Here is an 11,999-nt window from a genome sequence, read left to right as displayed (position 1 = left end):
GCGAGCACCCTTTCCAAGAGACGCAAAGAACACGTTTTTTCCCGCATTGCGCGACGGCCTCTTTGCGCGGGGCACGTCCGCCGTTATGACTTGGCCATGGCAGAACCGTCACTGACGATCGAGCAGTCGTCAAACAGTGCAATGATCAGGATTCTGGGTGAGCTGCTTACCCGGTATGTGGGCGACGTGCAGGCTGCGTTCGAGCGCATTCCGTCGGGCATGTCCGATGTCGAACTGGACCTAGCCGGCGTTGAAAGTTTCGATACCGGTGGCGCGTGGCTGATCGCAAATATGCAGCACCGCCTTGAAGCAGGCGGCGCAACCGTACGCATCACCGGTGCAAAACCTGCACATGCCGCGTTGCTGGAAACGGTCACGCAGCACCTGCCCGAACGGCTGGAAGATGAAACGCGCGAACGCGGCGTCGCGCCGCTGCTGATCGCGCTGGGGAAATACACCGTTTCAGGCTGGCGCAGCTTCCTGTCGGCACTGACATTCTTTGGCGAGACCCTTGCCGCCCTTGTCCTGACCCTGCTTCAGCCCTGGCGCCTGCGCCGGGCGGCGCTGTTCAGCCAGATGGAAAGCGCAGGCCTCAAGGCCGTACCAATCGTTGCGCTCATGGGCTTTCTGATCGGTGTGGTGCTGGCCTTTCAGGGCGCGGCACAGTTGAAACAATTCGGGGCCGAGGTATTCGTGGTCGAACTGATCGCCATCTCGGTCCTGCGCGAACTCGGCATCCTGCTGACGGCGATCATCGTGGCGGGCCGCTCGGGCTCGGCCTTCACCGCGTCGGTCGGCTCGATGAAAGTGCAGGAGGAAATCGACGCCATGCGCACCATCGGGTTGAACCCGATCGAGGCGCTGGTGGTTCCCCGTGTGCTAGCGCTGATCATCATGATGCCGATCCTGGGGTTCATCGCCAACATGGCCGGGCTGTTTGGCGGCGCGTTGATGAGCTGGATCGATCTGGGCGTGACGCCGGGCATGTTCATCACCCGGCTCAAAGAAACCACCGATGTCTGGAACCTGCTGATCGGAATGATCAAGGCGCCGTTCTTTGCCCTGATGATCGGCGTGGTGGCGTGCTGGCAGGCCATGCAGGTGCGCGGATCGGCTGAAAGCGTCGGGCAACACACCACCGCCTCGGTGGTGCAGTCGATCTTCATGGTGATTGCCATCGACGCAATGTTCTCGATCTTCTTTTCCGAGTTGGGGGTGTGATGCAGATGCAAGCGCCCCAGACCACCACCGCTGCCCGCGAAGCAGTGATCGAGGTCCGTGGCTTGCGCAATCAGTTCGGCAGCCAGGTGGTGCATGAGAACCTGAACCTCGATGTCTGGCGTGGCGAGGTGCTGGGCATTGTCGGCGGCTCGGGCACCGGCAAATCTGTGTTGCTGCGTACCATCGTGGGCCTCAACGCCCCGGCCGCAGGCAGCATCAAGGTGCTGGGCGTCGACGTGGTGAACGGCACGGACGAAGACCGTCAGAGCGTCGAAAAGCGCTGGGGCGTGGCGTTTCAGGACGGCGCGCTGTTTTCCTCGCTGACGGTGCTGCAGAATGTCGAAGCGCCGATGCGTGAGCACCTGAAGCTCAGCGAACACCTGATGAGCGCGCTGGGGCAGCTCAAGATCAGCCTTGTGGGCCTGCAGCCGCTGGCCTGTGGCAAGATGCCCTCCGAGCTTTCGGGCGGCATGCGCAAACGTGCGGCCCTGGCCCGCGCGCTGGCGCTTGACCCCGAGATCGTGTTTCTGGACGAGCCCACCGCCGGGCTCGACCCGATCGGTGCGGCGGCTTATGACGAGCTGATCGGCGAGTTGCAGCATGCGCTGGGGCTGACCGTCTTCATGGTGACCCATGACCTCGACAGTCTATACGCGATCTGCGACAGGGTTGCGGTTCTGGCGGAAAAGCGCGTCTATGCCGAAGGCCCGATCGAGATAATGCCAGAGGTCGATCACCCCTGGGTGCAGGAATATTTCACAGGTCCACGTGCCCGCGCGGCGCAGCACAAGACCAAGGAAAGATAGGCGTTCGATGGAAACCAAAGCGAACTATCTGCTGATCGGGGCCTTCACACTGGCCGGTATTCTGGGCGCATTCATCTTCGTGCTGTGGCTGGCCAAGGTGAATGTGGACAAGCAATACGACTATTACGACATCCTCTTTGACGATGTCTCGGGGCTGAGCACTGCGGGCGACGTGCGCTACAACGGCTTGCCGGTGGGACAGGTCACCGCGCTGAGCCTGGACGAGGATGACCCCTCCAAGGTCCGGGTCAAGATCCAGGTAGATGCCGACACGCCGGTCAAGACCGACACCACCGCGACACTTGAATCACAAGGTGTCACCGGGGTCAGCTATATCGATCTGCGTGGTGGGTCGGCCACCGCGAAAGCGCTTGAGCAAGACGGTGTGATCACAAGCAAGCGCAGCGCGTTACAAAGCATCTTTCAGGGCGCGCCAGAGCTGATGGACAATGCCATCGACCTGCTGGAAGAAATCAAAAAGCTGGTCGATCAGCCAAATCGCGAGGCGGTCACCAAGACGCTGGCCAATCTCGAAAGCGCTTCGGGGCGGCTCAACGATGTGTTGTCGGATGTCGAGGGGCTGTCGGGCGATATCCGCAAGACGGCAGGTGATATCTCGAAGTTTTCGGGACGGCTCGGGGAGTTGTCCGATACCGCCGAGAGCACCCTGAAAACCGCACAAGGCACGCTCGACTCGATCAAGGATACCTCGGACAACATAGACACGATCATCAAAGAAGATGGCAAGGCGATGGTCAGCGAGGCGCGCGAAACCATCGCAACCATCAACGACACCGTCAAAAACGACCTGCCCGGGCTGGTCGAGGATGTGCGCGGCGTGGTGAAAAACGCCAATACCGTGATCGAAACCGTCGGCCTTGATGTTTCACGCGTGGCCGACCGGATCGACGTGCTTTCCAGCGAAGGTAGCGTGGCGCTGTCGGCGGCCACGGTCACCATCGAGAACGCCAACAAGACGCTGTCGGATATCTCCGGCGCGATGGATGCCGCCAAAACCACGCTTGATACCGCCGATCAGACCTTTACCAAGGTCAACAAGGTAATCGACGAGGATGTCGATGTGGTGGTCAGCGATGTCCGCAAGGCGGTGGGCGAGATCAGCACCACCGTGCAGACAGTGACCAAGAATGTCGACCAGATCTCGCAGGAGGTGCTGAGCGCGTCGAAATCGGCCTCGAACCTGATGGCCACGATTGACGGCATCATTCAGGAGAACCGCGTGCAGGTCTCGGCCTTTTTGCGGGTCGGCCTGCCCCAATTCCAGCGCTTCATCGAAGAGGCGCGCCGGTTGGTGGTCAATCTTGAACGTCTGAGCGACAAGCTCGAAAGCGACCCCGCCCGCTTCTTTTTCGGAACCCAAGGCTCGGAGTATCGTCGATGACACGGCCCTTTGCCCTCGCCCTTTTGCTTGTTACCGCCCTGAGCGGCTGCGCGGGCCTGACCGGTCTGAGCCAGGCCACCAAGCCCAATAACCTTTATGCGCTGACGCCCAAAAGCACCTTCAGCAAGAACCTGCCGCGGCTGAGCCAGCAGATCGTGGTCGAGGAACCCACCGCCACGGCGGCGGTGAACACCGACCGCATCGCCGTGCAACCCAACGTTTTCGAGGTGCAATACCTGCCGCGCTCGCGCTGGGTCGACCGGGCGCCGCTGATCATCCAGGCGCTGATGATCGAAAGTTACGAAAACACCGGCAAGGTTGCCGCCGTGGGTCGGTCTGCGGTCGGCCTTCGGTCCGACTACAACGTCATAACCGACCTGCGTGAGTTTCAGGCCTTTCAGGTGTCGGACGAACCGGGTGACGATACGCTGCGTGTGGTGGTGCGCCTCAATATCAAGCTTGTCGATGCGGTCGAGGATAACATCATCGCCTCACGATCCTTCGAAGAGGTCGCGATCTCGGCAGATGACGACCCGCTGACGCTGGTCACCGCCTTTGATCAGGCGCTTGGGAACGCGATGAAGGATTCGGTGGAATGGAGCATCCGAACCATCCACTCCTATGCCCGCAACAACCCAAGTTCATTCTAGCAGTTTGCGCGCCATCAAATGAAGGGACCCGACTGAACTGACAGCCCTTATGTTAGCCCGGGCCCCTGATTGCGAACCTGGGCGGCGCGGCTTTCAGAATGCGCGCGACGCCCGTGGCTGTCATGTCGAACTGAAAACCTCTTGTGCTCCCAAAGCCCGCGTTACTGACGACGGGCCTAAACCCACCCAACCGATTACACCAGACCGCCGATTCCGACCCGGCGGGCGTTTTTCTTTCCAACTGCCGGGTTTTTGTGCACAAATGGAAAACCCAAGGGACAGCAATGCCAGACGCGCAGAACACAAGACCGCAGGGTCGAGCCCGGCCCGAAGCAGGCGACCGCAGCCACCGCCTCCGATGACGCTCCGCTGCGCGGGAGATTTCGCCCGCGCCATTCACACAGACCATTCCACGCGTCGCGGAGAGTACAGATTTGGAACCATTAGCTTTTACATTCGAGATGGGCGTCGTTGCGGCGATGCTCGCGTTTACGGTCTTTCTCTTTGTTTCCGAAATCATCCGCATCGACCTTGCCGCCATCCTGGTGCTGGTTCTGCTGGGCATCTTCAGCTACCTGCCCGGGCTCGACAATCTGGCCGATCCGGCCCAGCTGTTTGATGGGTTTGCCTCCAACGCGGTGATCTCGATCATCGCGGTCATGATCGTGGGCGCCGGGCTGGACCGGACCGGGATCATGAACAAGGTCGCCGCCAAGATTTTGAAGCTCGGCGGCACGACCGAGGCGCGCATCCTGCCCATCGTTTCCGGAACAGTCGGCTTCATTTCCAGCTTTCTGCAGAATGTCGGGGCGGCGGCCCTGTTCCTGCCGGTGGTCAGCCGCATCTCGGTCCGCTCGGGCATTCCGCTCAGCCGGTTGCTGATGCCGATGGGGTTCTGCGCCATTCTGGGCGGCACCATGACGATGGTCGGGTCCTCGCCGCTGATCCTGCTGAATGACCTGATCCAGAGCGCCAATGCCAGCCTGCCCGAGGGCCAAAAGATGCAGCCTTTCGGCCTGTTCTCGGTCACCCCGATCGGGGCGGTGCTGATCCTGACCGGCATCCTCTATTTCCTGCTGTTGGGCCGCTGGGTGCTGCCTGGCGCGGCCGAGGACAGCGAAGTGGCCTCGGCCCAGGGCACTTCGGAATACCTGCAGCGGGTCTATGGGCTGGATGCGAGCGTGTTCGAGGTGGAAGTGCCCAAGGACAGCCCGCTGGTCGGCCAGATTCTGGCCGATATCAACAATGAAAACAGCATCTACATCATATCAACTTTCTATCGCGGCAAATCCTCGATGGTGCAGATCCTCACCGCCGAGATCGCAGCCCCGTGCCGCTTGGCGGTGATCGGACAGGGCGGTGATGTCAGGCGCTTTGCCGAGCGGTTCGGCCTGACCGTGCGCCCTGAGCTGGACATCTTCTCCGAGGAGTTCGCCCAAACCAATGCGGGGGTTGCCGAACTGGTCATCCCGCCCGATTCCAAGCTGATCGGCAAAAGCCCCCGTGACCTGCTGCTGCGCAAAACCTATGGGCTGAGCCTGCTGGCGATCCATCGGGGCGAAGACACGTTGAGCCACGTCAAAACCGAAGACCACGTGCCGACCCAGATCGGGCTGGTCCCGTTTCAGGCGGGTGACATGCTGGTCGGTCATACCCGTTGGGACAACCTGATGCGGCTGAAACGCGATCCCGATTTCGTGGTGGTGACCGCCGATTTCCCGCAGGACGAGCTGCGCCCCCATAAAGTGGGCTGGGCGCTGTTCTTCTTCGCGATCTCGCTCTCGCTGATTCTGTTCACCGATGTGCGCCTGTCGCTCTGCTTGCTGGTCGGCGCGGTCGGCATGATGCTCAGCCGCGTGCTGAGCATCGACGAGGCCTATCGCGCGGTGGGCTGGAACACGGTCTTTCTGCTCGCCAGCCTGATCCCGCTGGGCCATGCGGTGCAGAACACCGGCACCGCCGCATGGATCGCGCAGCAGATCCTGCTGGTGCTGGATGGCTGGCCGATCTGGGCGCTGCAAGCCGGTGTGGCACTGCTGGCGACGGTTTTCTCGCTGGTCATGTCCAATGTGGGCGCGACCGTGCTGCTGGTGCCGCTAGCGGTCTCCATCGCTGCCGCGGCTGGCGCGAATCCGGCGGTGTTTGCCCTGACCGTGGCGATATCGACCTCGAACTCGTTCATAATCCCCACCCATCAGGTCAATGCGCTGATCATGGGGCCCGCGGGTTACAAGGTGATGGATTTCGTCAAGAGCGGCGGCATCATGACGCTGCTCTTCTGGATCGTCTCGCTCTTGATGCTCAACCTGATCTTCTGAGGGGGCCGGGCGCGCAAGCCCGGCCAACCGCTCAGATCGCCGTCTTGCGGCTTTCGTCCAGATAGATCTCGCGCAGGCGCTTGGCGATGGGGCCGGGTGTGCCGTCGCCCAATTGCACGCCGTCGATCTCGATCACCGGCATCACAAAAGCGCTGGCCGAAGTGGTAAAGGCCTCGTCGGCCTCTTTCGCCTCGTCGATGGTGAAGAGCCGCTCTTCGATCTTCATCTGCGCCTCTTCCGCCAACCGCAGCACCGCCTTGCGGGTGATGCCGTGCAGGATGTCAGTGCTCAGCGGGCGGGTCACGATGGTGCCGTTCTTGATGAAATAGGCATTGTTCGAGGTGCCTTCGGTCACATAGCCGTCCTCGACCATCCAGGCATCATCGGCACCTGCCTTCTTGGCCATCATCTTGCCCATCGACGGGTAGAGTAACTGCGTGGTCTTGATGTCGCGACGCCCCCAGCGGATATCGTCGATCGAGATCACCTTGGCCCCCTTTTGGGATGCGGGGCTATTGGCCAGACCCGGCTTGTTCTGGGTAAACAGCACGATGCCCGGCGTGGTGTCGGGGTCCGGGAACACGAAATCACGATCCCCGTCCGAGCCGCGCGTGACCTGAAGATAGACCAGACCTTCGACGATCCCGTTCTCCTCGACCAGCTTGCGGTGGATGGCGAGCAATTCGTCCTTGCTGCAGGGCGCGGCCATGTCCAGTTCCCGCAACGAGCGTTCCAGCCGCACCGCGTGGCCCTCGAAATCGATCAGCTTGCCGTCCAGCACGCTGGTCACCTCATAGACCGCATCCGCCATCAGGAAGCCGCGGTCGAAGATCGAGATCTTGGCCTCATCCTCGGGCAAATACTCGCCATTCACGTAAACAGTGCGCATGATCTGTCTCCTATCCCCAGAGAGCCGCATCCGGCGGATGCACCCCCCTGTCGTCAAATGTCAAAGCGTTGTCGCGGTCTTCGGCCAGAAGAAGCGGGCCGTCAAGGTCCGTTACCATCGCACCCTGCGCCAACAGGGTCGCAGGGGCCATCGCCAGCGACGAGCCGACCATGCAACCGACCATCACGTCATAGCCCTCAGCCACCGCCGCCGCGCGCAATTTCAGCGCCTCGGTCAGACCGCCGGCCTTGTCCAGCTTGATATTGGCAACGTCATACTTGCCCTTCAGCTTGGGCAGGCTGGCGCGATCATGGCAGCTTTCATCGGCGCAGACGGGGACGGGACGCTCCATGCCCAGCAGCGCGTCATCCTCTCCGGCGGGCAAAGGCTGTTCGACCAGTGCCACGCCAAGGCGAACCAGATGCGGGGCCAGATCGGCATAGACTTGCGCCGACCAGCCTTCATTGGCGTCGATAATGATCCTGGCCTCGGGCGCACCGGCGCGCACCGCTTCCAGGCGAGGCATGTCATCGGGGGTGCCCAGTTTGATTTTCAAGAGTGGGCGATGGGCGTTCTGCGCAGCCTGATCCCGCATCGCATCAGGCGTGTCCAGTGACAGGGTATAGGCGGTGATCTCTGGCCCCGGCGCAGGCAGGCCTGCCAGCTCCCAGACCCTCTTGCCCGCCTGCTTGGCCTCCAGATCCCAAAGCGCGCAATCCACCGCATTGCGGGCCGCACCTGCGGGCAGCAGGTCCATCAGATCGTCGCGGGTGAACGCCTGTGGCAGACCAGCTATCTCAGCCTCAACCGAGTCCAGCGTCTCGTCATATCGCGCATAAGGCACGCATTCGCCCCAGCCCTGATGCGCCCCGTCGCTGATCCGCACCGTCAGCACCTTCGCCTCGGTCCGCGACCCGCGCGAAATAGTGAAAGCCTGCGCCAGCCGGAACACATCGCGAGAGACCTCTATCTGCACGCGCCCACCTCTTCTTCTTGTTCAAAAACCGCCGGGAGCGGATCACCCCACCCCCGGCACGCTGCTTAAATCACAGCTCGGCCAGCGCATCCACCAGCTTGCCCGCACCAAAGCGGTAAGGATCGGTGGCGGGGATGCCGATCTCTGCCTCGACCTCCGCGATATAGGCGCGCGCCTCATCCTCGCTCAGATGCTGGGTGTTGATCGAGACACCAACCACCTGACAGGCCGGGTTGGCGATCCGCGCCATGGGCAGCGCTGCATCACGCAGCTGCGCCAGCGTCGGCAGGGAATATTCAGGCAGCCCGCGCATATGGGTGCGGGTGGGCTCATGGCACAGGATCAGCGCATCGGGCTGACCACCATGGATCAGCGCCATGGTCACACCGGAGTAAGAGACATGGTAGAGCGAGCCCTGCCCCTCGATATGATCCCAGTGATCCTCGTCGTTTTCGGGGGTCAGATATTCAACGGCACCCGCCATGAAATCGGCAATGACCGCGTCCAGAGGCACGCCCTGACCGGTAATCAGGATGCCGGTCTGACCGGTGGCGCGGAAGGTGGATTTCTGCCCGCGCTTGCGCATCTCGGCATCCATCGACATCGCGGTGTACATCTTGCCCGCCGAACAATCAGTACCCACGGCCAGACAGCGCTTGCCGGAGCGTTTCTTGCCGTTGGCGATGGGATAGCCAACCGTCGGCACCCGCACATCATGCAGCGTGCCGCCATGGGTCTGCGCGGCGGCAACCAGATCGCCTTCATCCCGCAACAGGTTGTGCAAGCCTGAGGCCAGGTCATAGCCCATCTCAAGCGCCGCGATCAGAACCTCTTTCCACGCGTCACTGATGTAACCGCCGCGGTTGGCAACACCGATGACCAGCGTCTTGGCCCCGGCCTCTTTCGCCTCGGCCAACGTCATATCGGTCAGGCCCAGATCGGCACCGCAGCCGGGCAGACGGATCTGGCCCACAGCATTCTCGGGCCGCCAGTCACGGATCCCGATCGCCACCTTGGCGGCCAGTTGGTCGGGCGCATCCCCAAGGAACAAAAGATACGGCGTCTCGATCATTGCGGTTCACTCCTCTGATTCCGGCGCAGATTACGGGCGCAGAGCCGCAAGCGTTTCGTTTTTGCGCCCAAAATCCCCCCACATGGCGCAAGATTCTTCCATCATATCTGGATTTTGACGGAAATACTCCCAACCATGCGCCCGGTTTGCGACAACTCTACGATCATTGCTGCCCGTCACCAAAGATGCTGCGCCGCCATTGCTGCGCCCGCACAATAGCGCTTGCAGGCATCCCCGCAATTTAATATCCCCCAACCTGACAAAATCGCAATTTCCTTACCAACACGAGGCGACCAATGAGCTTTCGCATTCAACCCGCCGCCCCGGCACGCCCCAACCGCTGCCAGTTGTTCGGCCCCGGGTCGAACATCAAGCTGTTCCCCAAGATGGCGGCCTCGGCGGCGGATGTCATCAACCTCGATCTAGAGGATTCGGTGGCACCCAGCGACAAGGACGTCGCCCGCGCCAACGTGATCGAAGCGCTGAACAGCGTCGATTGGGGCAGCAAATACATGTCCGTGCGGATCAACGGGCTCGACACGCCCTATTGGTATCGCGACGTGGTCGATCTGCTGGAACAGGCGGGCGACCGGCTGGATCAGATCATGATCCCCAAGGTGGGCTGCGCCGAGGATGTCTATGCGGTGGATGCGCTGGTCACCGCCATCGAACGCGCCAAGGGCCGCACCAAGCCGATCTCGTTCGAGGTGATCATCGAATCCTCTGCCGGTATCGCCCATGTCGAGGCCATCGCCGCGTCCTCTCCCCGCCTGCAAGCAATGAGCCTTGGTGCGGCGGATTTCGCCGCCTCGATGGGTATGCAAACCACCGGCATCGGCGGCACGCAGGAGAATTACTACATGCTGCGCGAGGGCGAGAAACACTGGTCCGACCCCTGGCACTGGGCGCAGGCCGCCATCGTCGCCGCCTGCCGCACCCATGGCGTGCTGCCTGTGGACGGCCCGTTCGGCGATTTCTCGGATGACGAGGGCTATATCGCGCAGGCCAAACGCTCGGCCACGCTGGGCATGGTGGGCAAATGGGCGATCCACCCCAAGCAGATCGCGCTGGCCAATCAGGTCTTTACGCCATCGGACGAGGCGGTCACCGAAGCCCGCGAAATCCTCGCCGCGATGGAACAGGCCAAGGCTAACGGCGAGGGTGCCACCGTCTACAAAGGCCGTCTGGTCGACATCGCGTCGATCAAACAAGCCGAGGTGATCGTGGCCCAGGCCGAGCTGATCGCGGCAAACGGCTGATCAAACAAGAAGGGGCACCCGCGTGGTGCCCCATTGCGTGCCCGACCCCGCAGGCCGCTATTTGTACCCGAACACATCGTTGGGAACCCATTTCAGATCTTCATCACCTTCCTTGCCCCATTTCATCATCAGGCAGGATGTCGACCACTTTTGGAAGTAGACCATGTTCAGATCATACCAGCCCGCCTGCGGCACTTCGACGGTGGTGCGCTGGTTCGGCGAACAGGTCTGACGACCGGTGATGATCCCCACCTTCTGCCCCCCGACAAAGGCTTCGATCCCGTCATTGGACCAGGTTTCGACCTCATAGGTTCCCGGTTCGTCAAAGCGGATATAACCCCTCACTGCGGCAGCCACGTTGAAAGCCTGATCGAAGGTCAGCACCGGATCGCCCTCGTCGGTATCGCGATAATCCAGCCCGCGCAGGGGTTTGCCCGATTTGGCACCCTTCTTCAGAAGGTCCTTTGCCTGACCCAGATAGTCGATCTTGGCCGGTATATCTCCCGCCCAGGCATAAGCGACTGCAAGGCCGGTTTTCAGCCCGGAGGGTTGCGGATTGGCAGGCTGCAATTTCTTGGCATCCGCCCCTGCGGCAGAGGCCACAAACACACAAGCCAGAACGGCGCATGCCCGAGATAAGAACGTCATGATAGTCTCCCTGAAGGTCAGTGCCGCCCCGGTCTGCGCCGGGTTTCACGACAGAATTACGGCGAGCCTAGGCAGGAAGATCACCCCCGGCAAGTCTTGGGCGCTCGACTTTTCCCCTTACGCCCGTTCATCTTTGGGCGATCCCATCACCACATAGGAGGTGATTGCGGTCACGTGGGGCAGCGTACCCAGCACATCGGTGTGGAAGCTCTTGTAGCTGGGAAGGTCGGCGCATTCGACCCGCAGCAGGTATTCGATCGTGCCGGTGATGTTGTGGCATTCGACCACCTCGGGCGCATCGGCTATGGCACGCTCGAAGCCTTCCTGCGCCGCCTTTGTATGCTCGCCCAACCCGACGCCGATATAGGCCACAAAGCCATGGCCCAGCGCCACCGGGTCCAGCACTGCGCGATAGCCGGTGATGATGCCACGCCGCTCAAGCTCCTGCACCCGGCGCAGGCAGGCCGAGGGGCTGAGGCCCACGCGATCGGCCAGCTCCAGGTTCGAGATTCGGCCATTCCGCTGCAACTCTCGCAATATCCTGCGGTTTATCTCGTCTATCTGCGTCATAGATTGCAGACATAGGACATCAGGCCCAATCTTTGCAATTTCAAACTAGGTTCTGGACCTATTAATTTTGTTGCCGTCATCCCGCCTGCGTGATTCATGCCCGTGAGTTTCAGGGGTATAACATGAGCAATCTATTCTGGCTGACCGATGAGCAGATGGCGCGGCTTCAGCCTTACTTTCCAAAGAGC

General features: G+C 61.5%; 11 protein-coding genes. 6 read left to right on the top strand and 5 right to left on the bottom strand.

The window, feature by feature from the left end; genetic code table 11:
• The first annotated feature begins 96 nt into the window (after positions 1–96).
• The 5 genes from AB1E34_RS23770 to AB1E34_RS23750 all read left to right on the top strand — a co-directional run bounded on the left by AB1E34_RS23770 (position 97) and on the right by AB1E34_RS23750 (position 6,397).
• Positions 97–1,221, top strand: coding sequence for an MlaE family lipid ABC transporter permease subunit (locus tag AB1E34_RS23770; RefSeq protein ID WP_372574786.1), 1,125 nt, complete (start codon positions 97–99; stop codon positions 1,219–1,221).
• Positions 1,222–1,226: 5 nt separating this feature from the next.
• Positions 1,227–2,027 (top strand): ABC transporter ATP-binding protein, encoded by an 801-nt coding sequence (locus tag AB1E34_RS23765; protein ID WP_372574821.1) that lies wholly within the window; start codon positions 1,227–1,229, stop codon positions 2,025–2,027.
• Between the two features lie 7 nt (positions 2,028–2,034).
• Positions 2,035–3,429, top strand: a complete 1,395-nt coding sequence (locus AB1E34_RS23760; protein WP_372574785.1) for an MlaD family protein — start codon at positions 2,035–2,037, stop codon at positions 3,427–3,429.
• Positions 3,426–4,079 (top strand): ABC-type transport auxiliary lipoprotein family protein, encoded by a 654-nt coding sequence (locus AB1E34_RS23755; protein ID WP_372574784.1) that lies wholly within the window; start codon positions 3,426–3,428, stop codon positions 4,077–4,079. The genes AB1E34_RS23760 and AB1E34_RS23755 overlap by 4 nt, the downstream gene beginning before the upstream one ends.
• Positions 4,080–4,513: 434 nt before the next feature.
• A complete protein-coding gene (locus tag AB1E34_RS23750) occupies positions 4,514–6,397 on the top strand; it encodes an SLC13 family permease (RefSeq protein ID WP_372574783.1) in 1,884 nt (627 codons plus the stop codon).
• 31 nt (positions 6,398–6,428) lie between these two features.
• Here the strand turns inward: AB1E34_RS23750 and AB1E34_RS23745 are convergent, their stop codons facing one another.
• From AB1E34_RS23745 to dgcN, 3 genes are all read right to left on the bottom strand, one after another.
• Positions 6,429–7,289 carry a D-amino-acid transaminase gene (locus AB1E34_RS23745; protein ID WP_372574820.1) on the bottom strand — a complete coding sequence of 287 codons (861 nt, stop codon included), beginning with the start codon at positions 7,287–7,289 and terminating at the stop codon, positions 6,429–6,431.
• Positions 7,290–7,296: 7 nt separating this feature from the next.
• Positions 7,297–8,262, bottom strand: a complete 966-nt coding sequence (gene dgcA / locus AB1E34_RS23740; protein WP_372574782.1) for an N-acetyl-D-Glu racemase DgcA — start codon at positions 8,260–8,262, stop codon at positions 7,297–7,299.
• Between the two features lie 70 nt (positions 8,263–8,332).
• The gene (gene dgcN, locus AB1E34_RS23735; protein ID WP_372574781.1) at positions 8,333–9,334 is read right to left on the bottom strand and encodes an N-acetyltransferase DgcN; all 1,002 of its coding nucleotides are present in this window, start codon (positions 9,332–9,334) and stop codon (positions 8,333–8,335) included.
• A gap of 296 nt (positions 9,335–9,630) precedes the next feature.
• On the opposite strand from dgcN, the gene AB1E34_RS23730 reads away from it, so the two are divergent.
• Positions 9,631–10,593 (top strand): L-malyl-CoA/beta-methylmalyl-CoA lyase, encoded by a 963-nt coding sequence (locus AB1E34_RS23730; RefSeq protein ID WP_372574780.1) that lies wholly within the window; start codon positions 9,631–9,633, stop codon positions 10,591–10,593.
• 57 nt (positions 10,594–10,650) lie between these two features.
• Here AB1E34_RS23730 and AB1E34_RS23725 read toward each other — a convergent pair whose 3' ends face one another.
• Both AB1E34_RS23725 and AB1E34_RS23720 read right to left on the bottom strand, forming a co-directional pair.
• A complete protein-coding gene (locus AB1E34_RS23725) occupies positions 10,651–11,241 on the bottom strand; it encodes a PA14 domain-containing protein (RefSeq protein WP_372574779.1) in 591 nt (196 codons plus the stop codon).
• Positions 11,242–11,358: 117 nt separating this feature from the next.
• Positions 11,359–11,811, bottom strand: a complete 453-nt coding sequence (locus tag AB1E34_RS23720) for an Lrp/AsnC family transcriptional regulator (RefSeq protein WP_372574778.1) — start codon at positions 11,809–11,811, stop codon at positions 11,359–11,361.
• Between the last annotated feature and the right edge of the window lie 188 nt (positions 11,812–11,999).

Origin of the sequence: Ruegeria jejuensis, assembly GCF_041537905.1 — a bacterium.
Lineage (GTDB): Bacteria > Pseudomonadota > Alphaproteobacteria > Rhodobacterales > Rhodobacteraceae > Ruegeria_C.
Note: the sequence above shows the minus strand (reverse complement) of the source record. Positions and strands in the feature narration are given on the sequence as shown.